The sequence below is a fragment of the Actinophytocola sp. genome, from assembly GCF_035762905.1.
Classification (GTDB): Bacteria; Actinomycetota; Actinomycetes; order Mycobacteriales; family Pseudonocardiaceae; genus DASYTH01.
In genome coordinates, this window is sequence record NZ_DASUCC010000072.1 from 1 (window position 1) to 22,177 (window position 22,177).

The 22,177-nt window shown below is 71.0% G+C and carries 28 protein-coding genes; 20 read left to right on the top strand and 8 right to left on the bottom strand.

Features of this window, described 5'->3' with window-relative positions; genetic code table 11:
* Positions 1–682 (top strand): acyl-CoA dehydrogenase family protein (locus VFV67_RS14540; RefSeq protein ID WP_326470397.1); only part of this gene is annotated, 682 nt, incomplete at its 5' end.
* Here VFV67_RS14540 and VFV67_RS14545 read toward each other — a convergent pair.
* Genes VFV67_RS14545 through VFV67_RS14555 form a run of 3 tightly spaced genes read right to left on the bottom strand, consistent with a single transcriptional unit; the run spans position 666 to position 2,247 of the window.
* Positions 666–1,079, bottom strand: coding sequence for a VOC family protein (locus VFV67_RS14545; RefSeq protein ID WP_326470399.1), 414 nt, complete (start codon positions 1,077–1,079; stop codon positions 666–668). The genes VFV67_RS14540 and VFV67_RS14545 overlap by 17 nt on opposite strands.
* Before the next feature lie 10 nt (positions 1,080–1,089).
* A complete protein-coding gene (locus tag VFV67_RS14550) occupies positions 1,090–1,869 on the bottom strand; it encodes a helix-turn-helix domain-containing protein (RefSeq protein WP_326470401.1) in 780 nt (259 codons plus the stop codon).
* A gap of 3 nt (positions 1,870–1,872) precedes the next feature.
* Positions 1,873–2,247, bottom strand: a complete 375-nt coding sequence (locus tag VFV67_RS14555; protein WP_326470403.1) for a VOC family protein — start codon at positions 2,245–2,247, stop codon at positions 1,873–1,875.
* Positions 2,248–2,297: 50 nt separating this feature from the next.
* On the opposite strand from VFV67_RS14555, the gene VFV67_RS14560 reads away from it, so the two are divergent.
* From VFV67_RS14560 to VFV67_RS14590, 7 genes are all read left to right on the top strand, one after another.
* Positions 2,298–2,774 (top strand): hypothetical protein, encoded by a 477-nt coding sequence (locus VFV67_RS14560; RefSeq protein WP_326470405.1) that lies wholly within the window; start codon positions 2,298–2,300, stop codon positions 2,772–2,774.
* Between the two features lie 788 nt (positions 2,775–3,562).
* Complete coding sequence (locus VFV67_RS14565; protein ID WP_326470406.1) at positions 3,563–3,952, top strand: NADH-quinone oxidoreductase subunit A; 390 nt, start codon at positions 3,563–3,565, stop codon at positions 3,950–3,952.
* Positions 3,953–3,992: 40 nt separating this feature from the next.
* Positions 3,993–4,520, top strand: a complete 528-nt coding sequence (locus VFV67_RS14570; RefSeq protein WP_326470408.1) for an NADH-quinone oxidoreductase subunit J — start codon at positions 3,993–3,995, stop codon at positions 4,518–4,520.
* Positions 4,520–4,852: an NADH-quinone oxidoreductase subunit NuoK gene (gene nuoK, locus VFV67_RS14575; protein ID WP_326470410.1), complete on the top strand. Its 333-nt coding sequence runs from the start codon at positions 4,520–4,522 to the stop codon at positions 4,850–4,852. The genes VFV67_RS14570 and nuoK overlap by 1 nt, the downstream gene beginning before the upstream one ends.
* Positions 4,849–6,681 carry an NADH-quinone oxidoreductase subunit L gene (locus VFV67_RS14580; RefSeq protein ID WP_326470411.1) on the top strand — a complete coding sequence of 611 codons (1,833 nt, stop codon included), beginning with the start codon at positions 4,849–4,851 and terminating at the stop codon, positions 6,679–6,681. Before nuoK ends, VFV67_RS14580 begins: the two co-directional genes overlap by 4 nt.
* Complete coding sequence (locus VFV67_RS14585; protein ID WP_326470412.1) at positions 6,678–8,159, top strand: NADH-quinone oxidoreductase subunit M; 1,482 nt, start codon at positions 6,678–6,680, stop codon at positions 8,157–8,159. The genes VFV67_RS14580 and VFV67_RS14585 overlap by 4 nt, the downstream gene beginning before the upstream one ends.
* A gap of 3 nt (positions 8,160–8,162) precedes the next feature.
* The gene (locus VFV67_RS14590; RefSeq protein ID WP_326470413.1) at positions 8,163–9,632 is read left to right on the top strand and encodes an NADH-quinone oxidoreductase subunit N; all 1,470 of its coding nucleotides are present in this window, start codon (positions 8,163–8,165) and stop codon (positions 9,630–9,632) included.
* 6 nt (positions 9,633–9,638) lie between these two features.
* On the opposite strand, the gene VFV67_RS14595 is transcribed toward VFV67_RS14590, so the two are convergent.
* Positions 9,639–10,367: a Clp protease N-terminal domain-containing protein gene (locus VFV67_RS14595; protein WP_326470414.1), complete on the bottom strand. Its 729-nt coding sequence runs from the start codon at positions 10,365–10,367 to the stop codon at positions 9,639–9,641.
* A 248-nt stretch (positions 10,368–10,615) separates the two neighbouring features.
* Here VFV67_RS14595 and VFV67_RS14600 point away from each other — a divergent pair, with 248 nt between their 5' ends.
* From VFV67_RS14600 to VFV67_RS14610, 3 genes are read left to right on the top strand one after another with little or no spacing between them, the layout of a single operon-like run.
* Positions 10,616–11,158: a helix-turn-helix transcriptional regulator gene (locus VFV67_RS14600; RefSeq protein ID WP_326470416.1), complete on the top strand. Its 543-nt coding sequence runs from the start codon at positions 10,616–10,618 to the stop codon at positions 11,156–11,158.
* 24 nt (positions 11,159–11,182) lie between these two features.
* The gene (locus VFV67_RS14605; protein ID WP_326470417.1) at positions 11,183–11,455 is read left to right on the top strand and encodes a muconolactone Delta-isomerase family protein; all 273 of its coding nucleotides are present in this window, start codon (positions 11,183–11,185) and stop codon (positions 11,453–11,455) included.
* A 60-nt stretch (positions 11,456–11,515) separates the two neighbouring features.
* Entirely contained in the window at positions 11,516–11,929 is a 414-nt protein-coding gene (locus VFV67_RS14610) for a helix-turn-helix transcriptional regulator (RefSeq protein WP_326470419.1), read from the top strand.
* Between the two features lie 769 nt (positions 11,930–12,698).
* On the opposite strand, the gene VFV67_RS14615 is transcribed toward VFV67_RS14610, so the two are convergent.
* The gene (locus tag VFV67_RS14615; protein WP_326470421.1) at positions 12,699–12,971 is read right to left on the bottom strand and encodes a hypothetical protein; all 273 of its coding nucleotides are present in this window, start codon (positions 12,969–12,971) and stop codon (positions 12,699–12,701) included.
* A gap of 121 nt (positions 12,972–13,092) precedes the next feature.
* On the opposite strand from VFV67_RS14615, the gene VFV67_RS14620 reads away from it, so the two are divergent.
* From VFV67_RS14620 to VFV67_RS14645, 6 genes are read left to right on the top strand one after another with little or no spacing between them, the layout of a single operon-like run.
* Positions 13,093–13,818 (top strand): energy-coupling factor ABC transporter permease, encoded by a 726-nt coding sequence (locus VFV67_RS14620; RefSeq protein ID WP_326470423.1) that lies wholly within the window; start codon positions 13,093–13,095, stop codon positions 13,816–13,818.
* Positions 13,815–14,111, top strand: a complete 297-nt coding sequence (locus VFV67_RS14625; RefSeq protein WP_326470424.1) for a PDGLE domain-containing protein — start codon at positions 13,815–13,817, stop codon at positions 14,109–14,111. The genes VFV67_RS14620 and VFV67_RS14625 overlap by 4 nt, the downstream gene beginning before the upstream one ends.
* Positions 14,112–14,117: 6 nt before the next feature.
* The gene (locus tag VFV67_RS14630) at positions 14,118–14,843 is read left to right on the top strand and encodes an energy-coupling factor transporter transmembrane component T (RefSeq protein ID WP_326470425.1); all 726 of its coding nucleotides are present in this window, start codon (positions 14,118–14,120) and stop codon (positions 14,841–14,843) included.
* Entirely contained in the window at positions 14,834–15,565 is a 732-nt protein-coding gene (locus VFV67_RS14635) for an ABC transporter ATP-binding protein (RefSeq protein ID WP_326470426.1), read from the top strand. The genes VFV67_RS14630 and VFV67_RS14635 overlap by 10 nt, the downstream gene beginning before the upstream one ends.
* A gap of 24 nt (positions 15,566–15,589) precedes the next feature.
* Positions 15,590–16,687, top strand: a complete 1,098-nt coding sequence (gcvT, locus tag VFV67_RS14640; RefSeq protein ID WP_326470428.1) for a glycine cleavage system aminomethyltransferase GcvT — start codon at positions 15,590–15,592, stop codon at positions 16,685–16,687.
* Between the two features lie 23 nt (positions 16,688–16,710).
* Positions 16,711–18,087 carry an L-serine ammonia-lyase gene (locus VFV67_RS14645; RefSeq protein WP_326470429.1) on the top strand — a complete coding sequence of 459 codons (1,377 nt, stop codon included), beginning with the start codon at positions 16,711–16,713 and terminating at the stop codon, positions 18,085–18,087.
* 151 nt (positions 18,088–18,238) lie between these two features.
* Here VFV67_RS14645 and VFV67_RS14650 read toward each other — a convergent pair whose 3' ends face one another.
* On the bottom strand, positions 18,239–19,213 hold the full coding sequence (locus VFV67_RS14650) for a Ku protein (RefSeq protein ID WP_326470430.1): 975 nt from the start codon (positions 19,211–19,213) through the stop codon (positions 18,239–18,241).
* A 112-nt stretch (positions 19,214–19,325) separates the two neighbouring features.
* On the opposite strand from VFV67_RS14650, the gene VFV67_RS14655 reads away from it, so the two are divergent.
* Positions 19,326–19,631, top strand: a complete 306-nt coding sequence (locus tag VFV67_RS14655; protein ID WP_326470431.1) for a WhiB family transcriptional regulator — start codon at positions 19,326–19,328, stop codon at positions 19,629–19,631.
* A gap of 68 nt (positions 19,632–19,699) precedes the next feature.
* Here the strand turns inward: VFV67_RS14655 and VFV67_RS14660 are convergent, their stop codons facing one another.
* Together VFV67_RS14660 and VFV67_RS14665 are read right to left on the bottom strand one after the other, a co-directional pair.
* Entirely contained in the window at positions 19,700–20,524 is an 825-nt protein-coding gene (locus VFV67_RS14660) for a SigB/SigF/SigG family RNA polymerase sigma factor (RefSeq protein ID WP_326470432.1), read from the bottom strand.
* Positions 20,521–20,982 (bottom strand): ATP-binding protein, encoded by a 462-nt coding sequence (locus VFV67_RS14665; protein WP_414636252.1) that lies wholly within the window; start codon positions 20,980–20,982, stop codon positions 20,521–20,523. Before VFV67_RS14665 ends, VFV67_RS14660 begins: the two co-directional genes overlap by 4 nt.
* A gap of 133 nt (positions 20,983–21,115) precedes the next feature.
* Between VFV67_RS14665 and cutA the strand changes: the two genes are divergently transcribed.
* Together cutA and VFV67_RS14675 are read left to right on the top strand one after the other, a co-directional pair.
* On the top strand, positions 21,116–21,424 hold the full coding sequence (gene cutA, locus VFV67_RS14670; RefSeq protein WP_326470434.1) for a divalent-cation tolerance protein CutA: 309 nt from the start codon (positions 21,116–21,118) through the stop codon (positions 21,422–21,424).
* Positions 21,425–21,468: 44 nt separating this feature from the next.
* The coding region (locus tag VFV67_RS14675; RefSeq protein WP_326470437.1) for a glycine--tRNA ligase subunit alpha at positions 21,469–22,177 on the top strand (709 nt) is incomplete at its 3' end.

The window sequence follows — 22,177 nt, forward strand, 5'->3', positions numbered from 1 at the left end:
CACCAACGGTTCCATCGCGGGTGTCGCCCTCGTCATGGCGCGCACCGGCGGGCCGGGCGCGCGCGGGGTGTCGGCGTTCCTGGTGCCCACCGACCGGCCGGGCTTCTCCGCGGTGCCGCTGCACGGCAAGCTCGGGCTGCGCTCCTGCGACACCGCCGAGCTGGTGCTGGACGGCGTCGAGGTGGGGGAGGAGGCCCTCCTCGGTGCCGAGGGCGAGGGCATCAAGGTGGCGCTGTCGGCGCTGGACGACGGCCGGATGTCGATCGCCGCCTCGTGCACCGGCGTGGGTCAGGCGGCGCTGGACACGATGGTGGCCTACGCCGGGTCGCGCGAGCAGTTCGGCAAGCCGATCGCCGGGCACCAGCTGGTCCAGGAGATGATCGCCGACTCGGCCGTCGACGTGGACGCGTCGCGGCTGCTGACCTGGGCGGTCGCGGACCTCAAGACCCGGGGCGAGCGCTACTCGCTCGCCGCGTCGAAGGCCAAGCTCTTCGCCACCGAGGCGTCGGTGCGGGTGGCCAACGCGTGCATCCAGGTGCACGGCGGCTACGGGTACGTCGACGAGTACCCGGCCGCGAAGTACCTCCGGGACGCCCGGGTCACCACCCTCTACGAGGGCACCAGCCAGGTGCAGAAGCTGCTCATCGGCCGGGCGCTGACCGGGATCAACGCGCTTCGCTGATGACGGCGTACGGGTCGTAGGTGCCGAACGACCACAGGTTGCCCTCCGGGTCCCTGGCGCTGTACTCGGTGGAGCCGTAGTCCATCTCCGCCAGCTCGCGCACGATGGTGGCGCCGTGCGCTCTGGCGTCTTCAAGGTGGGTCCGGGGGTCGTCGACCACGACGTAGACGCTGACCGTGCCGGCCAGCGGGTCCGGCGTTCCCCCGCCGAGCCAGCCGGACTGTTGACCACCGCCGAACATGATCATGCCGGCGCCCAGGCGGAGCTCGGCGTGCGAGATCGAGCCGTCCGCACCGCGGTGCACGCTCACCTCCTCGAACCCGAAGGCCTTGGTCAGAAAGTCGAGTGCGGCCAGGCTGTCGCGGTACTTCAGCGCGGGGAAGATGTTCGGTCTCATGATCGCGACACTAGGTCGCGGGGACCCCGGGGTATTGGACGGATGTGACCTGCCCGGCGAGGAACCCGGTCGGGGTGGTGCCGGTGAACGCGCGGAAGTCCCGGATCAGGTGCGCCTGGTCGTAGTAGCCGCACTCGGCCGCCAGCTCGGTCCACCGGACGGGTCCGGCACCCAGCCGGCTCACCAGGTGCCGGAACCGGAGCACCCGGGCGACAGTCTTGGGCGGCAGGCCGACCTGCCGCTGGAACCGGTCGACCAGGTGCCGGCGGCTCCAGCCGACCTCCTCGGCCAGCGCACCCACCGGCCGCGTGCCCCGGCTCTCGGTCAGCCGGCGCAGCGCGACGGCCACCTCGGGCGCGGGGACCGGACCGCGACCGGCCCGGTCCAACAGGAACGCGTCGAGCACCGCCCGCCGGTCCGGCGCCCCGGCCAGCCGGTCGGCCAGGTCTTCGATGCCGGGAAGGACGTCGACCAGGTCGATGACCCGATTGGTCAGCTCGTGCATGGGCGTGCCGAGCAGCCGGTAGGCGCCCAACGGGGTGAGTTTCAGGTCGAGACACTCGATCTCCCCGCCCTGGTCGACGGTCGCCGGTCGGTCAGTGAGCCCCGCGACGAAGCAGCGCGGCAGCCCGCCCCAGGTCGGACCCAGGTTGAGAATCAGGGTCACCGTCGGCGCCGGCGTGGCCAGCCAGCGCTCGTGCGCGGTGGCCGGCTGGGCGAAAGCGACGTAGCCGCGCCGAAGCAGCGGACCGAGACGGGGATCGGGCGCCAGCACCGCGTTGTGCTCCATCGCTCAGCCGTACTGCGCGATGGACAGTGTGTTGCCGTCCGGATCCTTGAACCACAGCACCCGGACGCCGTCCGGGTTGGCCCACACGCCGTCGTCGTCCTGCTCCACCCCCTCGTACCGGACGGCCGGGATCCCCGCGTCCGTCAGTTCCCGGGCGGTGGCGTAGATGTCCGGCACCGCCCAGCCGAGCACCGTGAACCGCTGTGGGTCGAACCCGGACACCTTCGTCACCCGCAGCATCGTTCCCGCCGACCGGAACACACAGGCGAACTCGTTGACCGACTCGAGCTCCAGCCCCAGGGTGCCGCCATAGAAGGCGCGCGCCCGCTCCAGGTCCGTGGTCGGCACGAAGGCAGTCAGTTCCGCGGCGGCGAGCATGGCCGGACTCTACGACGTTTGCGTGCCGCAGGGTCGGGTAGCCGACCCGCATGGCAGCCGAACCGTTGCGCATCTATCTGACCGACCACCTGGCCGGGGCCACCGCGGGAACCAACCTGGCCAGGAAGATCGCCGAGGAGAACACGGGTACCCAACTCGGGGACGTCATGAGCGCCCTGGCCGCCGACATCGAGACGGACCGCACGACCCTGGAAAATTTGGTCGCCAAGCTCGGCTTTGGCCGGAGCACCCTGAAGGAAGCGGCCGGCTGGGTCGCGGAAAGGTTCACCCGCCTCAAGTTCTCCGAGCCACTGGCCGGCTCCCGCCACCTCAAGCTCCTTCTCGAACTCGAGACCCTGTCCCTGGGCATCGAAGGCAAACTCGCCATGTGGCGCGCCCTGCAAACCCGCACCGAGCCCCTCCCCGCCGACTTCGACCTCGACGACCTGATCAAACGCGCCGAAGAACAACGCGCCACCGTCGAACGCCACCGCCTCGAAGCCGCCAGCCTCGCCTTCACCCCCTGATCCCAGCCACCCAAAGCCCCGCGCGCGCCACCACGCCCACCCCCGCGAGTCACCGTCTCCAGCAACCGACCCGCCGGTACCGGCCCAAGCGAGTCACGGGCTCCGGCCTGATGAGTCACCAGTCCGGCCGCAACCCCTAGCAACGCCCGGCGCCTGCTGCGCCGGGCCGCGCCGCAGGCGCGGCCCGGGACGCCATCACGAGTGCCAGTCCCGGTCGCACCGGCGGTTCGTGTGCCTTGAGTTGGTGGTTGGGGTGTCCTGAGTCGGCGACTCGCCGAACGTGGTCGCGATTCTCGGCGAGTTGCCGGTTGCGGCAACCGAGCTGCCGGTTCCGGGTCGGTGAGTCGTCGGTTCCAGCACCCGAAATCACCGCTTCCAGCACCCGAGCCGTAGCTTCCAGCACCCGAGCGGTTGCTTCCAGCACCCGAGTCGCCGGTGCCGGTCCGTTGAGTTGCCAGCCTGGGCCCAAAGCCCAGCAAGCCCGGCTCGGCGCCTGCGGCGCCGGGCCGCGCCGCAGGCGCGGCCCGGGCGCTGACCGCGTCCGGTTCGAACCCGGGGTTCGTGGGCTCGAGGTGGTGACTCGGGTGCCCGAGATGGCGACTCGCCGAACGTTGCGGCGATCCTCGGCGAGTCGTCGGGTCCGGCAACTGGGTGGGGCTTCGGCGGGGGTGAGTTGACGTGCGGGCACGGGGGGTAATCGGGAATTCCTCCTTGTGTGGCACGGAATCCCTCGATGGCCGGTTGGCGGATCACCCGTCGTGCTGGATTGTCGTAGACGGCGTGCGATCGTGAGTGCACCCCGGGAGGTGTCGCCGGTGGACGGTTACGGCGGGGGGTACGCGTTGGTCGCGGTGCTGCTGGTGGTCGGCGTGGTGATCTTCGTGGGGGCGGTCGGGGTGAACCGGGTGTGGCGGCCGGACCGGTCCACCGCGCGGAGGGTGCTCAGCGATGAGTGCGGGGTGGATCTGATTGGCGGGGGCCGGGCGCAGTCCTATGTGCGTTACTACGTTTTCACCTTTTTCTACCTGGTGTTCGCGGTGGACGCGGTGTTCCTGTTCCCGTGGGCGACCGTGTTCGGGTTCGGTGGCGGCACGCTGGTCGCGATGTTCGTGGTCCTCGGGTTCCTTGCGGTGGGGATCCTCTATGCCTGGCGCACGGGGGTGCTGTCGTGGGGGTGACCCGGCGCTGGACGCCCGACATGCGGCCCGACGAGTCCGAATGACCGGAGCGGAGATCGTGTTCGGCCTGCTCGGCGTGGCCACGCTGGCCGCCGCGGTGCTCGTGGTGACCACCCGGCACCTGGTCCGGGCCGCGCTGTGGCTGGTGGTCGCGCTCGGCGCGCTGGCCGGCTGCTTTCTGGTGCTCACCGCGGAGCTGGTGGCCTGGGTGCAGGTGCTGATCTACGTGGGCGCGGTCGTGGTCCTGCTGCTGTTCGGGATCGTGCTCACCCGGGCGCCGATCGGTCGATCGTCCGATGTGGACAGTAGGAACCGGTGGGCCGCGCTGGTGGTCGCGCTGAGCACCGCCGGCGCGCTGGTCACCGTCGTGGTGTCCGGATTTCGGGACGCCTACACCGATCTCGGCACCCCGGCGGGCAGCGCGAGCACCATGAGAGCCGGCATCTTCCGGTACTGGGTGCTGCCGTTCGAGGCACTGTCGGTACTGCTGCTGGCCGCGCTGGTCGGCGCGATCGTGCTGACCCGGGTGGACATCGGACAACGCGGTCCGGGCGGCGGAGATGCGTGATGCACCTGATCTACCCGGTGGTGCTCGCCGCGCTGCTGTTCTCGGTCGGGATATACGGCGTGCTGGCCCGTCGCAACGTGATCCTGGTGCTGATGTCGGTCGAGCTGATGCTCAACGCGGTCAACCTCAACCTGGTGACGTTCGATGTGTGGCTCGCCGACGTGCTGCGCTCGGGGCAGACCCTGGCCCTGTTCACGATCGTCATCGCGGCCGCCGAGGTCGGGTTGGGTCTGGCGATCGTGTTGCTGGTGTTCCGTAATCGCAGCACGATCGCCGTGGACGCGCTGCGCGAGCTGGCCGACCGCGACGCCGGTGAGGTGCTGAACCGATGACCGTCGGGACCTTGGCGGCGCTGGCCGTGCTGGCCCCGTTCGCCGCGGCCGCCCTCGGGTTGCCACTCGGCCGGGTCCTCTCGGCCAGCGCGCTCGCGCTGTCCGGCACGTTCCTGGCCGCGGCGCTGGGGATCCTGGTGGCGTCCTTCGCCGCGGCGGCACCGGCCCGGGTCTGGGAGACGGCCGCCGTGCTCACCCCGACCGGCACCATCCCGGTCACACTCGGCGTGCTGGTGGACGGATTGTCCGGCACGGTCGCGGTGATGGTCGCGCTGGTGGCGCTGGCCGTGCAGATGTACTCGGTGGGCTACCTGCGGCACGACCCGCGCTACCCGTCCTACGCGGCGCTGGTGTCGCTGTTCACCGCGGCCATGCTGACCGTGGTGCTCGCCGCCGACCTGCTGGTGGTCTACGCCGGCTGGGAGGTCATGGGCATCTGCTCGTACCTGCTGATCGGGCACCGCTGGGAGCGGCAGGCGAACTCGGCCGCGGCGGTGAAGTCGTTCCTGATGACCCGGTTCGGCGATGTCGGGTTCCTGTTCGGGATCTTCGTGCTCGGGGTGGCCGCCGGCTCGTTCCGGATCTCCGACGTGCTGGCCGCGGTGCCGGAGCTGCCGGCCGGCACGCTGCTGGCCGCGACCCTGCTGCTGGTGGCCGGCGTGGTCGGCAGGTCGGCGCAGTTTCCGCTGCACACCTGGCTGCCCGACGCGATGGCCGGGCCGGCGCCGGTGAGCGCGCTGATCCATGCGGCGACCATGGTGGCGGCCGGCGTGTACGTGGTGGCCCGGCTGTTCCCGGCGTTCGAGGCGGCGCCGGTCAGCCTGAACGTGCTGGCGGTGCTCGCCGTCGTGTCGATGGTCGGCGCCGCGCTGGCCGCGCTGACCGCGGGCGACCTCAAGCGGGTGCTGGCCTACTCGACGATCAGCCAGGTGAGCCTGATGTTCGCCGCGCTGGCGATCGGTGCCCGGGTGCCGGCGGTCGGGCACCTGCTGTCCCATGCGGCGTTCAAGGCGCTGCTGTTCCTGTGCGCCGGTGCGGTGATCATGATGGTGGGCAGTTCGCTGCTGACCGACCTCGGCGGGCTGCGCGAGGTCATGCCGGTCACCTTCGTCACCATGACCATCGGGTTCGCCGCGCTCGCCGGTCTGCCGCCGACCAGCGGATTCTTCATCAAGGACGCGCTGGTCACGGCGGCCGAGCAGGCCGCGCGGGGTGGCCCGGCTCCGGTCGGCGCCGCGACCGCCGTCCTGGTGCTCGGCGCCCTGCTGCTGACCGGACTGCTCACCGGCGCCTACGTCACCCGGGCCTGGCTGCTGACCTTCTTCGGCCCGCCGCGCGCTCGGTTCCAGCCGGTGCACCCCGAGGCGCCGCCGGTGATGACACTTCCGCTGCTGGCCCTGGCCGTGCCCGCGCTGCTGCTCGGCTTCGGCGGCCTGAACTGGGAAACCCTGCGCCCGCAGCGGGACAGCGCGCTGTTGTCGGTGCTGCTGGCCGGAATCGGCGTGGTGGCCGCCTACGCCGGCTGGCGTGCGGACCCGGTGCGCGACCCGGCCGTCGCGCTCGGCCGGCTGCGCGGCCTGTTCGCCACCGCGCTGCACACCAACGACCTGTACGAGCGCACCGTGGCCCGCGCGGTCCGCAGGCTGGCCACCGTCGTGGCCGGAGTGGACGATCGAGTGGTCGGCCGCGCGGTTACCGGCGTCGGCCGCGGCGCCCGCCGGCTCGGCGGCGTGATCAGGTTGACCCAGAACGGAAATCCGCAGTTCTATCTGACCGGATTGCTGGCCGGTGTCCTGCTGCTCGCGGTCGGCGTGGTGCTCCTCACATGAACCTGCTCACCGTACTGGTGATCCTGCTGCCGCTGGCCGGATGCCTTGTGGTGCTTGCCCTTCCGGAGCGGGTCGCGGTGGGCTTCTGTGTCTACGTCAGCGGGTTGACGCTGGCCGCCGCCGTGGGGATGGTGACCTGGTTCGACTACGGGCGTGCCGATCAAGTGCAGCTTTCCGTTGACCTGCCGTGGATTCCGGCGCTCGGACTACGGCTTCACCTTGGCGTGGACGGTATCTCGCTGCCGCTCGTGGTGCTGACCGCACTGCTGTGCGCGTTGTGCGCGGTCTACCTGACCCGGCCGGCCGGTTCGCCGGACCGGCCAAGGGCGCTGGTGTCGCTGCTGCTGCTCGCCCAGGTGGGTATGACCGGCACGTTCCTCGCCCTGGATCTGTTGCTGTTCTTCATGTTCTTCGAGGTGGTGCTGGTCCCGATGTACGCGGTCATCGCCGGGTGGGGCGGCGGGCCCGGCCGGGTCGCGGCGGCGCGTCAGTTCATCCTCTACACGCTGCTCGGTTCCGGGGTGCTGCTCACCGGGCTGCTGGTCATCTACACCAGTACGTCCACTTTGGACATTCTGGAGCTGACCCGGCGCGGCGGCGCCGGGATCGGTGCGACCGTCCAGGTGGTGGCCTTCCTGCTGGTGGCCGGCGGCCTCGCGGTCAAGGTTCCGGTGTGGCCGCTGCATTCCTGGCTGCCCGACGCGCACACCGAGGCACCCACGGTCGGCTCGGTGCTGCTCGCCGGGGTGTTGCTCAAGATGGGCAGCTACGGCCTGGTGCGGATCGCCGTGCCGGTGCTGCCCGCGGGTGCCGCCGAGATCGCGCCGGTGCTCGGGGCCCTTGGCGTGGTGGGCATCGTCTACGCGGCGCTGGCCTGCCTGGCGCAGCGCGATCTCAAGCGGCTGATCGCGTTCTCCAGCGTGGGCCACATGGGGTTCGTGCTGCTCGGGATCGCCACGCTCACCCCGGCCGGACTCAATGGCGCGCTGTTCGCCAACCTCGCGCACGGCCTGATCACCGGTCTGCTGTTCTTTCTGGCCGGTGGGTTGGCCCAGCGCTGCGGCGACACCGACATCGCCGGCCTTGGCGGCGGCCTGCTCGGCCGGGCGCCGCGGCTGGGCGGGCTGCTGGTGTTCGCCGCGATCGCCAGCCTCGGGCTACCCGGCCTGGCCGGGTTCTGGGGTGAACTGCTCGCCCTGCTGTCGGCGTTCCAGCCCGCAGGCGCGCTCGACCGCGAGCTGTACCTGGGGTTCATGGCCGTCGCCGGGCTGGGTGCGGTGCTCACCGCCGGCTACCTGCTGGTGATGTTGCGCCGGGTGGCGCAGGGCCCGGTGGGCGAGCCGGTCGCCGACGTCTCCGCGGTGGAGTGGGTGGTCTGGGCGCCGTTGGTGGTCTTGGTGGTCGTGGCCGGGCTGTGGCCGCGGCTGGTGCTCGGCGTGACCGACGGGGCGGTGCGCACGCTGCTGGGTGGTGGCTGAGCCGTGCCGCCCGAGCAGAGCATCGACTACCTGGCCACCGGACCGCCGCTGGTACTGATCGCCGGCGCGCTCGCCGTGCTGGTGGCCGACGCCTTCCGGCCCCGCTCCGGGCTCGCAGCCGGCGGCGCACTGACCGCCGTGCTGGTGGCGCTCGGCGTCGAGGCGGTGCTGGCCGCGAACGCGCCCCTGGCGACGTTCTGCGTCGGAGCGTCCTGCTCCTACGCGGTGGACTCGTTCACCGTGCTGTTCCAGGTGGTGCTGCTGCTTGCCGGCCTGGTGGTGCTGCTGCTGGCCCGGGTCGAGATCCGGCAGACCCGGCTGCCGGCCGGTGAGTTCCACTTCCTGCTGCTGGCCGCGCTCGCCGGCGCGCTGACCCTGGCCGCCGGGCGGGACCTGGTGATCCTGGTGGTCGGGCTGGAGGTGGTGTCGCTGCCGCTGTTCGCGCTGGTGGCGCTGCGCCGCTACGACGGCCGCTCGACCGAGGCCGGACTGAAGATGTTCCTGGTGTCGGTGACCTCGACGGCCGTCATGCTATTCGGCATCAGCCTGGTCTACGGCGCGACCGGCACGATGTTCCTGGACGCGATCGGCGCCGCGCTGCGCCGGCCGGACACCCCCGGTGCGGTCGCCGCGGCCGGCATGGTGCTGGTGCTCGTCGGCTTCGGGTTCAAGATCTCCGCGGTGCCGTTCCATTTCTGGACGCCGGACACCTACCAGGGCGCGCCGGTCACGGTGGCCGCGTTCCTGTCGGTGGTCTCCAAGGCGGCCGGGTTCGCCGGGCTGATCCTGGTGCTGACCGTCGCGTTCGGACCACTGGTCGCCGTGTGGGGTCCGCTGGTTGCGGTGCTCGCCGCGGTCACCATGACCCTTGGCAACCTGGTGGCGCTGCGCCAGCGCACCGTGATGCGGTTGCTGGCCTGGTCGTCGATCGCGCAGGCCGGCTACATGCTGGCGCCGCTCGGGATGGCCGCCGGGGTGGCCGGAACCCGGGTGCCCGAGCTGGTCGCCGCCACGGTCGGCTACCTGGCGATCTATGCGGCGATGAGCCTGGGCGTGTTCGCCGTGGTGAGTTACGCCGGCTGGATCGGCGGGCGGGGCGGGGGAGAGGTGGACGACTATCGCGGCCTGGCCGGGAGCCATCCGGTGACCGCGCTGGCCCTGGCGTTCTTCCTGGCCTGCCTGGCCGGGCTGCCGCCGGGGCTGGCCGGGCTGTTCGCCAAGATCGTGGTGTTCCGCGGCGTGCTGACCGGCGGCTTCGGCGCGCTTGCCGTGCTCATGGTGGTGAACACGGTGATCGGCCTGTACTACTACCTGGCCTGGGCCAGCCGGCTGTTCGCCCGCACCGGATCGTCCGTCCATTTCGGACGGATGCCGCGGCCGGTGGTCGCCGCCGTGCTGCTGTCCGGAGTCGCCACGGTGCTGATGTCCGTGCTGCCCCAACTGGTTCTCGGCATCGCGCCGGCGGGCGGGTGATGGTGATCATCCGGGTGTCGCCTCACCTCCGTTGACGTTCAGGCCGAGGTGCTTCTCCAGCCGCTCGATCCGGGCCTGCAGGCTCCCGTAGCCGCCCATCGGCAGCGGGCCGGTCTTCACCCGCATGTGCTCGTATCCGGACAGTGCCGCGACCACCGCCCGGCGAGTGGCCCGCAGCTCGGCGCCCAGCCCACGCAGCACCCGCCCACCCGTCCCGTCCGGTTCGGCGATCAGGCCGAGCAGCAGGTGCTCGGAGCCGACGTAGTTGTGGCCGAGGGCGACCGACTCGGTCACGGCCAGCTCAAGCGCGCCCGCCGCCGCGGATCCGAACCCGGTGGCGGGATGATCCGGCGCCCGGCGCGCCGGCTCGGCCCTGGCCAGCTCGTGCGCCGCCCGTTCCGGCTCGACCTCCACCGCCGCGAGCACCTGCAGGGCCAGGTTTCCGCCTTCGGCCAGCAGGCCGTGCAGCAGGTGTCCGGTGCCGACCTCGGCGGCCAGCTCGGTGCGGGCCCGATCGATGCCCAGCCGGACCACCTGGCGGGCCCGCGCGGTGAACTGAGACAGCCGGGCCGTCGGGTCGTCCGCGCCGAGCGCGTCCAGGGCGATGCCCCGGATCGCCGACATCCGCCGGATCGACTGCTCGAGCGCCCGCTGGCAGATCGCCGACACCGGTAACCCGGCCTCCCGGACGGCCTCGGCCAGGTCGTCCGGCAGGTAGACGTTGATTTTCGGCATACCCCCATATATAACCCCTCTACGGGTTATTTGTCGATGTCATCGGGTCGGGCGGTCTGCTCGTTCCAGCCTCCCATTGGTCGGCGCCGGGCCGGTGAACGTCCACAGCGGACAGATCCAGCACCGCCGCAAACGCGCGGGCAAAGGCGGCCGATGCGTCCACAGAGGTGCCGTGCGGCCAGACCGTCCGCCCGGATGGCCATACCTGTTCGGGCCAGGAGACCGAACTGTCCAGGTACGCTGGGGTGGTGGACCAGGAAAGGGTGCCACCGCGCGGAGAGCCGATCGAGGTTCTCCCGGTCGTGGTTCTGTCCAAGACCTTCCCGGCCCGCCCGTCCTCGATTCCCGAGATCCGCGAGTTCGTCCGGCAAAGCATGGCCGACTCGCCGTTGACTGACGAGGACAACCGCGAGGTCAGCCAGACCGTGTTTCGCGCGCTGCTGGACGCCGCCGGCCCGACCGGGACCATCCAGGTGTCCTTCCGGATCTTTCCTGAGCACGTCGAGGTCGACGTGCTGCACTCGCACTCCGGTGAGCCGGGTGAGCCCACCCTGGCCGAGCTGCGCGAGGTGCACCCGCCGACGGTGCGCGCGGCGGAGCCGAGCGACGCCACCTTCGCCGAGTGGATGACCGAGGTGCTGCGCCGGGAGGGCCTGACCCAGGAAGCCGCGGCCCGCCAGCTCGGCGTGTCGGTGAAGACGGTGAGCCGGTGGGTGGGCGGCGAGACTGAGCCGCGGCTGCGCGATCTGCGCCGGATCCAGGAGCGCTTCGGGGAGCTGCCGCTGCCCTGAGCGTGACCCGATACCGTCACCGCCGTGAAGTTCCTGGTGATGTGGCGGATGGAGCTCGCCCTGCTGTCCAGCGAGATGGCCGCGGCGGTGGCCAGGATGCCCCGCTACGCCGGGCCGCTCGAGGAGCGCGGTTCGGTGATCGCCCGGTACCACCTGGTCGGCCAGCACGGCGGCGCGTGGATCTACGACGTCGGCTCCAATGAGGAGTTGGAGCGGCTGCTGGCGATGTCGCCGGTCTACAACTTCGCGCGCTACGAGGTGCATCCGCTGGCCGAGATGCCGGATCAGGTCAGCTGAGTTGACGGCGCCGGGGCACCGGCGAACACTTGTGTCGCTGTCGAGTGACAGAGGTGTCCGATGAGTGCGCCGCCGCGACCTCACCCCGCACGGGAACGCCACTGGGTCTGCGCGCAACGGCTACGCGAACGCCGCCTGGAACTGGGCCTCACCCAGCGCGAAGTCGTCGCCCGCCTGGCCCGCCGAGGCAACCCCACCACCAACCGCGCCCTGTCCGCCATGGAGAACGGCCGCGGCCTCGACCTCGGCCTGCTCCCCGAACTCGCCGAGTGTCTGGACTGCACCACCACCTACCTGCTCGGACTCACCACCCGCGCCCACTCCTGGCTCCCCGACGGCCACCTGCACCCACCGTTCACCCCCACCCCACCCCCGGCAGCCCTCCCCGCGCACCCGACCCCCACCACCGGCATCCTCGGCCCCCACCTCCCGTCCAACTTCACCGCCCCCACCCGCGCCCGCCGCCGCAACTAACGCCCCGTCCCGCCCCGGGAGTCACCACCCCCAGACACCGAGTTGCCGTCGCCGGCAACCGAGTCGCCATGTCGCGCAACTGAGCTGCCGCCACCGGCACTCGAGTTGCCAGATCGGGACCGGTGAGCCCCCGATTCGGACTCGGGTCGCTGGTCAGCGAGGCCGGGCCAGGTCGGTCCGCGCCTGCGGCGCCGGCCGGCGCCGCAGGCGCCGGGCGGAGTCCTTGGCGGTGTGTCCGGTCTGGCCGCTGCCCGGGCCGGAACCGGCGACTCGCGGGCCCGGGACCGCGGTCGGTTGCCGGAAACGGGGACTCGCGGATGAGTTGGGGACTCGCCGGGCGGGAACCGGTGGATTTGGTTGCCGGAAACGGGGACTCGCGCGGGAGTTGGGGACTCGCCGGCCCGGAATCGGCGGTGTGGTTGCTGGACTCGGGGACTCGCGGGTGGGTTGGGGACTCGGCGGCGGGAGTGGGCGGTTCGGTTGCTGGAGCGGGGGACTCGCCGAGAGGGGTGGCCGCGTTCGGCGAGTTGTCGGCTCGGGCACTCCGAATCGCCAGCTCGGGGTAGATGAACTGCTGGTTGGGGGCCAGAGGCTGGTCAGGCGGCCAGGCCGCGCCTGCGGCGCGGCGCCGCAGGCGCAGCCCGGCCGGCGCCGCAGGCGCCGGGCCGGGCTTGGCGTGTGCCCGGTTCGGCAACTCCTCGGCCCGGAACTAGGGACTCGCCGGGCCGGAATCGGTGGTTCGGTTGCCGGAACCGGGGACTCGCCGAGGTCAGTCGGTGTACTCGGTGAGTGTGAAGGAGTGGCCGGGAGACGGGGTGACGGTGACCAGGACGGTGCTCCCGTCTGCGAAGCGCAGGTCGAAGACGGGATCGAGGTCACAGAGGAACTGGAAGGCGGCGCGGGTGGAGTCGTCGACCAGGTGACCGCTGGCGTCCCAGCCGGCGTCGACGGCCTTGATCACGACGGCGACCTCGATGCTGTCCAGCAGGGTGCCCGAGTTCGCCCACCAGTCCAGCCAGCAGCGGCCCGTGAACCGGTCCATGTTGCCATCTTGCGTGCGGGGGCAAGCCGGTTGTTCTGTCGTGCCGAACCTAGGGTGTGCCATATCAATGTTGTTGCAAGTGTCTGGTGATAGCGGGAGGTGGGCACCTAGCATGAGCGACATGTCATCGGTAGCCATGCACATGAGCGACGGGCTGATCAACGCGCCGGTGTCGGCGCTGTTCGGGGCGGTGGCGGTGCTCGGCGTGACGGTGGCCGGGGCGCGGGCGCGGCGTGATCTGGATGAACGGATGGCGCCGATGGCGGGGTTGGTGGCCGCCTTCATCTTCGCCGTGCAGATGCTGAACTTCCCGGTGTTACCGGGGGTGAGCGGGCACCTGCTCGGCGGAGCGCTCGCGGCGATTCTGGTCGGGCCCTGGGTGGGCGCGCTGTGCATCACGATCGTGCTGGTGCTGCAGTCGCTGGTGTTCGCCGACGGGGGACTGACCGCGCTCGGCTCCAACATCACCAATATGGCGCTGATCGGGACGGTGATCGGGTTTCTGGTGGCGCTGGCGTTGCGGGGGGTGGCGGCGCGCGGAAAGGCGGGGCTGCTCGCGGTGGCGTTCGTGGCGGCGTTCTGCAACACGGTGGCGGCCTCGGCGGGGTTCGTGCTCCAGTTCGCGCTCGGCGGGGATGCGGCGTTCTCGACCGGGGCCGTGGGTGTCACGGTGCTCGGGGTGCACTGCCTGATCGGGATCGGGGAGGGCATCATCACCGCGCTCACCGTCGCGGCCGTGGCGGCGGTGCGGCCCGACCTGGTCTACCTGCTGCGCGGCACCGAGCGGCCGCTCGAGCTGCGCACCGTGCCGGTCCAGGCAGCGTGGGTCCGGGGAGGGACGAAGTGAACGACCGCAGGCGACAGCTGCTGTTCTTCGTCGGGTTCGTCCTGGTGGCCCTGGTGCTGGCCGGCGTGGCGTCCTACTTCGCCGACGACGACCCGGACGGGCTGGACGCGGCCACCGAGGAGATCGCCGCCAAGAACGGGCAGCCGCACGCCCTGGAGAACGGCCTGTTCGCCGACTACGCGGTGGCCGGGGACGACCGCTTCACCGGGGTCGCGGGCGTGCTGGGCGTGCTGGTCACCCTGGTCGTGGCGGGTGGGTTGTTCACCGTGCTGCGCAAGCGCTCGAGGAGCTGACCGGGCATGGCTGCCGGGCACGCGCACCTGCTGTACCGGCCGGGCGACTCCCCGGTGCACCGGCTGCCGCCGCAGGTGAAGGTGCTTGCCGCGGTGACCGCCGTGGTCTGCGTGGTGCTCACGCCGCGCACCGAGTTCTGGGCGTTCGGCGGATATCTCCTGGTCCTGCTCGCGGTCTGGGCGGTGGCCCGGATCCCGGTCCGCTGGTTCGCCGTCCGGGCCCTGATCGAGCTGCCGTTCGTGATCCTGGCCGTGGTGATGCTGCTGGTCGGCGGTCCGGAGGGGGCGCTGGCCGGGTGGAACATCCTGGCCAAGGGCACTCTCGGCCTGCTGGTCTCGCTGACCCTGGCCGCCACCACCACGCCGCAGGAGCTGATCGCCGGACTGCAGCGGCTGCACGCGCCGGCCATGCTGACCACGGTGGCCACGCTGATGCTGCGCTACCTCGCGGTGATCGCCGCCGAGGCGCGGCGGATGCGGATCGCCCGGATCGCCCGCGGCCACGACCCGCGGTTCCTGTGGCAGGCAGGCGCCACCGCGCGCGGCGTCGGCGCGCTGTTCGTGCGCAGCTACGAGCGCGGGGAGCGGGTGCACCTGGCAATGGTGTCCCGCGGTTTCACCGGAACGATGCCGGACCGCGACGCCGGTCCGGTGCCGGGACGGACATGGCTACGGGGACTGCTGCCCACGGCGGCGGCGGCCGGGATCATGGCGGTGGCGTTGTGGGGCTGAGCCTGCTTGTCGAGCAGTTGACCTATGCCTACCCGAACGGCCGGCAGGCGCTGTTCGGCGTGGACCTGCGGGTCGAGCCGGGGGAGCGGGTCGCGGTGCTCGGACCGAACGGGGCCGGCAAGACCACGCTGGTGCTGCACCTCAACGGGGTGCTCGCCGGCGGCACCGGCCGGATCGAGGTGGCCGGGCTGCCGGTGACCAAGGCCAACCTGAAGGAGATCCGGCGCCGGGTCGGAGTGGTCTTCCAGGACCCGGACGACCAGCTGTTCATGCCGACCGTGGCCGAGGACGTGGCGTTCGGGCCGGCCAACTTCGGGGTGCGCGGCGCCGACCTGGACGCGCGGGTGCGCGCCGCGCTCGACGCCGTCGGCATGGCCGAGCACGCCGACCGCTCGCCGCTGCACCTGTCCGGCGGGCAGCGCAGGCGGGTGGCGCTGGCCACGGTGCTGGCCTGCGACCCGGAGATCCTGGTGCTGGACGAGCCGTCGGCCAACCTGGAGCCGGTGGCCCGCCGCGAGCTGGCCGAGGTGCTGCTCGGGCTGGGCCGCACCATGCTGATGGTCACCCACGACCTGCCCTACGCCGCGCAGCTCTGCCCGCGCAGCGTGCTGATCGACGACGGCGTGGTGGTCGCCGACGGCCCCACCCGGGAGATCCTCGGCGACGCCGAACTGCTCGCCGCGCACCGCCTTGAGCTGCCCTACGGCTTCCGGCTGCCGTGACCGGCGGGCACTACTGTGGCCCGCATGAGCGAACCCTCACCGCTGCACGACGTGCACCAACGGCTCGGCGCGACGTTCACCGACTTCGCCGGCTGGTCGATGCCGCTGAAGTACGGCAGCGAGCTGGCCGAGCACCGCGCGGTGCGCGAGGCGGCCGGGATGTTCGACCTGTCGCACATGGGCGAGATCGAGCTGACCGGGCCGGAGGCGGGCCGCGCGCTGGACTACGCGCTGGTCGGGCACCTGTCCGCGGTGAAGGTGGGGCGGGCCCGGTACACGGTGATCTGCAACGCGGACGGCGGCGTGCTGGACGACCTGGTGGTGTACCGGCTGGGAGAGGACCACTACCTGGTGGTGGCCAACGCGGCCAACGCCGCCCTGGTGGCCGGCGAGCTGCGCGACCGGGCTTCCGGGTTCATGGTCGAGGTGGCGGACAGGTCCCGGGAGTGCGCGCTGATCGCGGTGCAGGGCCCGCGGTCGGTGGAGATCGTGGGTGCGGTGTGCCCGGCGGACCTGGCCGCGCTGCCCTACTACGGCAGCACGCCGACCGCCATCGCCGGGCACGACGTGCTGCTCGCCCGGACCGGTTACACCGGCGAGGACGGGTTCGAGGTGTACTCCGACTCCGGTGACGCGCCGGAGGTGTGGGACGCGCTGGCCGCGGCCGGCGCCGGTTCCGGGCTGGTGCCGACCGGGTTGGCCTGCCGGGACACGCTGCGCCTCGAGGCCGGGATGGCGCTGTACGGCAACGAGCTGACCGTGGAGACCAACCCGTTCGAGGCGGGCCTCGGCCGGGTGGTGAAGTTCGACAAGCCGGCCGACTTCGTCGGCCGCGCGCCGCTGGAGCGCAGGCGGGCCGCCGGGGTGGAGTCCGCGCTGGTGGGGCTGGTCGGGACCGGCCGGCGGGCACCGCGGCACGGGTATCCTGTGGTCGGCGAGGACGGCGCCCGAGTGGGCACGGTCACCAGCGGGGCGCTTTCGCCGACGCTCGGTGTGCCGATCGCCATGGCGTACGTCCCGGTCGGGATGAGCGAGCCGGGCAGCAAGCTCGCCGTGGACATCCGCGGCACGATCGCCCCCGTCGGGGTCGTCAAACTGCCGTTCTACAAACGGTCCACCTGACAGATGGAGTCGGCTGGAGTCTCATGGCCCTGAGTGTGTTCGATCTGTTCAGCATCGGTATCGGGCCGTCGAGCTCGCACACGGTGGGTCCGATGCGCGCGGCGCTGCGGTTCGTGTCGGGATTGCGGGACCAGGGACTGCTGGCAGGCACGGCGCGGGTGCGGGCCGAGCTGTTCGGGTCGCTCGGCGCCACCGGACACGGGCACGGCAGCGCGCCCGCGGTGCTGCTCGGCCTCGAGGGGGAATCTCCGGAGGACGTGGACGTGGCGCAGGGTCCGCTGCGGGTGGCGCGGATCCGGGCCGACCGGCGGGTCCGGCTGCTCGGCACGCACGAGATCGACTTCACCGAGGACGAGGACCTCGTCCTGCACCGGCGGCGGTCGCTTCCCTTGCACCCCAACGGAATGCTCTTCACCGCCCTGGGCTCGGACGGCGCCGTGCTGGCCGAGCGGACGTACTACTCGGTGGGCGGCGGGTTCGTGCTGGACCAGACCGCGGCCGAGGGGCCGACGATCGCTCCGGACAGCACGCCGGTGCCGCATCCGTTCCGCACCGCGGCCGAGCTGCTCGACCAGTGTGCCGCGACCGGGCTGCCGATCAGCCAGATCATGCTGCGCAACGAGCTGGTCTGGCGCACCGAGGCGGAGGTGCGGGCCGGGCTGCTGGAGATCTGGGCGGTGATGCGGGACTGCGTCCGGCGCGGCTGCGCCCAGGACGGCGTGCTGCCCGGTGGGCTCAAGGTGCCGCGACGGGCCAAGGCGTTGTACGACAAGCTGATCGCCGAGGACGGGGCGACGAAGGACCCGCTGCACGTGATGGACTGGGTGAACCTGTACGCGCTGGCGGTCAACGAGGAGAACGCGTCCGGCGGCCGGGTGGTCACCGCGCCGACCAACGGGGCCGCCGGGATCATCCCGGCGGTGCTGCACTACTACACCCGGTTCGTCGAGGGTGCCACGGACGACGACGTGGTCGCGTTCCTGCTCACCGCCGGGGCGATCGGCGTGGTCCTCAAGGAGACCGCGTCCATCTCCGGAGCCGAGGTCGGCTGCCAGGGCGAGGTGGGGTCGGCGTGCGCGATGGCCGCCGCCGGGCTGACCGAGGTGCAGGGCGGCTCGGTGGAGCAGGTGGAGAACGCCGCCGAGATCGGCCTCGAGCACCATCTGGGCCTGACCTGTGACCCGGTCGGCGGCCTGGTGCAGATTCCGTGCATCGAACGCAACGCGGTGGGGGCGACGAAGGCGATCACGGCGTCGCGGATGGCCCTGCGCGGCGACGGCACGCACATCGTGCACCTGGACAAGGTGATCAAGACGATGCGGGAGACCGGCGCCGACATGCACACCAAGTACAAGGAGACGGCGCGCGGCGGCCTCGCCCTCAACGTCATCGAGTGCTGACTGTGGATCATCGGGTGAAGTCTCGGGCCGACCAACGCAACCTCAGGGGCACCGGGACGGCACCCAGCCACAATCACCCCGCTCACCGCACCACCGGCTGGAACGCAACAACAGCAGTCAAATCCCGGAGAGGCGGAACAGACGCACCTCGTTATGCTGCGCCCGCGCTCCGTGCCGCCGCCACCGCCTCGGCCAGTTCGTCCCGGCTCATCTTGGAGCGGCCCTTGATCTCGAGGTCACGGGCCATCTTGTCCAGCTCGGCCTTGCTCAGGCTAGCCAGGTCCGGCCCCTTGTCTCGGGAGGCGGAGCGGCGTTTCGCGACCGAATCCTCGGCTCCCTCGCGGCGCTTCTTGCGGCCCTCGACGCTGCGGCTGAGCGCGTCGAACAGGTCGACCACCTTGGTCGGCTGCGCCGGCTCGGACTCGGTGACGATCTCGCGCCCGGCCGACTTGTCCTCGATCAGCTGCTCCACCCGCTGGGTGTAGGTGTCGTGGTACTTCTCCGGCTCCCATTCCTCGCTCATCGAGCCGATCAGCGAGACCGCCATGTCCAGCTCCTTGCCGCGCGCCGCGGTGATCTCCGGCATCGACTTGAGCTCCTTGGCCGGGTCGCGCAGGTCCTCCGGAAACAGCAGGGTGGTCAGCACCAGCAGCCCGTCGCCGGCCCGCAGCGCGGTCAGGTATTCCTTGCCACGCATGACGAACGTGGCCACGCCGGCCTTGTTGGTCTTGGCCATCGCCTGCAGCAGCAGGCTGTACGCCCGGGCGTACTCCTCTTTGGCCGGCGCCAGCCAGTAGGTCTTCTGGAAGTGGATCGGGTCGATCGCGTCCAGGTCGACGAACGCGTCGATGTCGATGGTGCGCGACCGCCCCGGCGCGATCGCGTCCAGCTCGTCCGGCTCGATGATCACGTAGTCGCCGCCGCCGATGTCGGCGCCCTTCACGATGTCGGAGAACGGCACCTCCTCACCGGTGCGTTCGTTGATCCGCTTGTACCGGATCCGATCGGACGTCCCCCGCTCGAACTGCCGGAAGCTGATCGTGTGGTCCTCCGTCGCGCTGTACAGCTCGACGGGTACCGTCACCAGCCCGAAGTTGATCGCTCCGTTCCAGATCGGTCGCGCCACGGTTCCCTCCCGAGTGCCGTTTCTCGCTCACGGATCATCATGACTCACCGTAACCCCGTTCGACCAGCGGGATGGGTGTTTACCTGGTTCAATACCCGGGTAAAACCGCCACATGGTTGACATGACTCGGCTACCAGGCCCCGTCGCCGACACGTGGGACTGGCAACGTCTTGGCTCGTGCCGGGGCCAGGACAGCACGATTTTCTTCCACCCCGAGGCCGAGCGCGGCCTGGCCAGGGCCGATCGGGTGCGCAAGGCGAAGCAGGTTTGCCTGGGTTGCCCGGTCATCGTCCAGTGCCGGCACCACGCGCTGACCGTGATGGAGCCCTACGGGATCTGGGGCGGGCTCGACGAGGGCGAGCGCAGGGCCGCGTTCGCCCGCCGCAAGCAGATCCGCAAGACCGAGCACGCCGCCTGACGGCGTGCTCAAGATGAAGGGCCGAGCTCCCCCCGGGACCTCGGCCTTTCTCATGCGCCCGATCCGCCTCAGCCGTCGTCCTCGTCGCCCTCGGAGAGCAGGCCCTGCCGCAGCCGCTCCAACGTCCTGGCCAGCAACCGGGACACGTGCATCTGGGAGATGCCGACCCGCTCCGCGATCTGCGTCTGGGTCATGTTCATGAAGAACCGCAGGGTCAGGATCTGCCGCTCGCGTTCCGGCAGCTGCTCGATCATCGGCCGCAGCGACTCGTGGTTCTCCACGTTCTCCAGCGCGGAGTCCTCTTCACCGAGCGTGTCGGCCAGCGGGTCGGAGTCGGAGTCGGCGGACAGCGCCTCGTCGAGGGAAACCGAGTGGTAGGCGTTGCCGGCCTCAAGGCCCTCGAACACCTCTTCCTGGCTGAGCCCCAGGTGCGTCGCGATCTCGCTGGGCGTCGGGGCCCGGCCGAGCCGCTGGGCCAGTTCGCCGCTGGCCGAGCTGATCGCCAGGTTCAACTCCTTGAGCCGGCGCGGCACCCGCATCGACCAACTCGCGTCCCGGAAGTGCCGGCGGACCTCGCCCATGATCGTCGGCACGGCGAAGGACAGGAAGTCCGACCCGCGGCTCGGCTCGAACCGGTCCACGGCGTTGATCAGGCCGACGGTCGCCACCTGTACGAGGTCCTCGCGCGGCACACCGCGGTGGCTGAACCGGGTGGCGATGTGCTCGGCGAGCGGGAGGTGTCCGGTGACCAGAGCGTCGCGCAGCCGAGGCCGGCGCGGATCCCCGTCGGTCGCACCCGCGAGCTCGTGGAACAGCGGAGTCAGGTGCTCGTACTCGTTGTGCGAGTCGCCACGCCAGGAGCCGGAGGGCCGGGAGCTGACTGGCTCGCTCACTCGCCGAGGGTCTTCCGCTTGGCGAGTTCGATGTGCACCAGGGGTCCCCGGCCGTCGGGGGAGGACCCGTTCATGTCCACCCATGCATCCGCCCGATCGGTCAACGTGGTGAGCACCCGCCAGCCGAAGGAGTCCCGGCTGGGTTCGTGGTCACTCTTGGACAACACCATCGCGGCGAACCGGATTTCGTTGGGGCTCAAGAAGAACCGGCAGCTCAGCGTCGCACCCTTGGCGGCGCGGGTGATCAGGGTCGAGCACGCCTCGTCCACCGCCAGCTTGAGGTCGGCGATGGCGTCGAGGTCGAAGTCGGCCCGGATGGCGAGGTTCGCGGCCACGGAGCGAATGATCGGCAGGTGTTCAAGTCTGGCCGCGAGCCGAAGCTCGATCCCGTCCGGGTCGTGACTGTCCGGAGAGGTTGGTTCGGCCTCCTTGCCAGGCAGGAACTCGCTCACACTCACCTCGGTGATCCTCAGCTGCTGATGCGCGCGACGGTCATGCCGCGCGTTTACCCAGTGTGTCAGCACCCAAAACGCAGCCGGACGGCGCCCTGGTCCGGGCATTTTGGTGTGATGGACGTTACTATCGGGTGTCATGCCGACCGATCACGTCGTGGTCACGTTCACCACGGACAGCAAGCAGCTCGCGGACAGCATGTGCGCTGAAGTCATCGGCGCCGAGCTGGGCGCGTGTGCACAGATCGAGGGGCCGGTCACCAGCGTGTTCCGCTGGCACGGCGAAGTGCACACCGAACACGAGTGGCGAGTGGAGATCGAGACCACGGCCGACAAGGTGGAAGCGGTTGTCGATCACATCAGGGCCAACCACGGGGTGGAGGTGCCGGAGGTCAAGGTCAACGACCTCGTCACCGACATCGTGGCCGACGGCGTCGCCCTCGCCTGACGGGTCGGGCCCGGAATGCTGACTAGGGTGTTCCGGTGCTGACCATGCAGGAGGCGCTGCTGGCGCTGACCCGGTACTGGACGCAACGCGGCGCGATCCTGGCGCAGCCGTTCAACACCGAGGTGGGGGCCGGCACGCTCAACCCGGCCACCGTGCTGCGCGTGCTCGGTCCGGAGCCGTGGCGGGTGGCCTACGTCGAACCGAGCGTGCGCCCGGACGACGCGCGGTACGGCGAGAATCCCAACCGGCTGCAGACGCACACCCAGTTCCAGGTGATCCTCAAGCCCGACCCCGGCGATCCGCAGGAGCTCTACCTGAGCAGCCTGGCCGCGTTGGGCATCGACATCCGGGCGCACGACGTCCGGTTCGTGGAGGACAACTGGGCCTCGCCCGCGCTGGGCGCCTGGGGCCTCGGCTGGGAGGTCTGGCTGGACGGCCTGGAGATCTCCCAGTACACCTACCTGCAGCAGGCCGGCGGCCTCAACCTGGACCCGGTGTCGGTCGAGATCACCTACGGCATCGAGCGGATCATCATGGCGCTGCAGGGCGTCACCCACTTCAAGGACATCGAGTACGCCCGGGGCGTCAGCTACGGCGAGGTCTTCGGCCAGGCCGAGTACGAGATGTCCCGCTACTACCTCGACGACGCCGACGTGGCCACCAACCGGCAGCTGCTCGAGCTGTACGCGGCCGAGGCGCAGCGGCTGATCGACGCCGGTCTTCCGGTGCCCGCCTACACGTACGTGCTGAAGT

What these genes read in the sequence shown, in the direction of transcription:
- cutA (WP_326470434.1), top strand. Translation starts at nt 21,116, where the DNA reads ATGCCGACCGATCACGTCGTGGTCACGTTCACCACGGACAGCAAGCAG.
- VFV67_RS14570 (WP_326470408.1), top strand. Translation starts at nt 3,993, where the DNA reads ATGACCGGAGCGGAGATCGTGTTCGGCCTGCTCGGCGTGGCCACGCTG.
- gcvT (WP_326470428.1), top strand. Translation starts at nt 15,590, where the DNA reads ATGAGCGAACCCTCACCGCTGCACGACGTGCACCAACGGCTCGGCGCG.
- VFV67_RS14615 (WP_326470421.1), bottom strand. Translation starts at nt 12,971, where the DNA reads ATGGACCGGTTCACGGGCCGCTGCTGGCTGGACTGGTGGGCGAACTCG.
- VFV67_RS14555 (WP_326470403.1), bottom strand. Translation starts at nt 2,247, where the DNA reads ATGCTCGCCGCCGCGGAACTGACTGCCTTCGTGCCGACCACGGACCTG.
- VFV67_RS14550 (WP_326470401.1), bottom strand. Translation starts at nt 1,869, where the DNA reads ATGGAGCACAACGCGGTGCTGGCGCCCGATCCCCGTCTCGGTCCGCTG.
- VFV67_RS14610 (WP_326470419.1), top strand. Translation starts at nt 11,516, where the DNA reads ATGAGTGCGCCGCCGCGACCTCACCCCGCACGGGAACGCCACTGGGTC.
- VFV67_RS14545 (WP_326470399.1), bottom strand. Translation starts at nt 1,079, where the DNA reads ATGAGACCGAACATCTTCCCCGCGCTGAAGTACCGCGACAGCCTGGCC.
- VFV67_RS14630 (WP_326470425.1), top strand. Translation starts at nt 14,118, where the DNA reads ATGGCTGCCGGGCACGCGCACCTGCTGTACCGGCCGGGCGACTCCCCG.
- VFV67_RS14655 (WP_326470431.1), top strand. Translation starts at nt 19,326, where the DNA reads ATGGTTGACATGACTCGGCTACCAGGCCCCGTCGCCGACACGTGGGAC.
- VFV67_RS14595 (WP_326470414.1), bottom strand. Translation starts at nt 10,367, where the DNA reads ATGCCGAAAATCAACGTCTACCTGCCGGACGACCTGGCCGAGGCCGTC.
- VFV67_RS14620 (WP_326470423.1), top strand. Translation starts at nt 13,093, where the DNA reads ATGTCATCGGTAGCCATGCACATGAGCGACGGGCTGATCAACGCGCCG.
- VFV67_RS14585 (WP_326470412.1), top strand. Translation starts at nt 6,678, where the DNA reads ATGAACCTGCTCACCGTACTGGTGATCCTGCTGCCGCTGGCCGGATGC.
- VFV67_RS14580 (WP_326470411.1), top strand. Translation starts at nt 4,849, where the DNA reads ATGACCGTCGGGACCTTGGCGGCGCTGGCCGTGCTGGCCCCGTTCGCC.
- nuoK (WP_326470410.1), top strand. Translation starts at nt 4,520, where the DNA reads ATGCACCTGATCTACCCGGTGGTGCTCGCCGCGCTGCTGTTCTCGGTC.
- VFV67_RS14560 (WP_326470405.1), top strand. Translation starts at nt 2,298, where the DNA reads ATGGCAGCCGAACCGTTGCGCATCTATCTGACCGACCACCTGGCCGGG.
- VFV67_RS14645 (WP_326470429.1), top strand. Translation starts at nt 16,711, where the DNA reads ATGGCCCTGAGTGTGTTCGATCTGTTCAGCATCGGTATCGGGCCGTCG.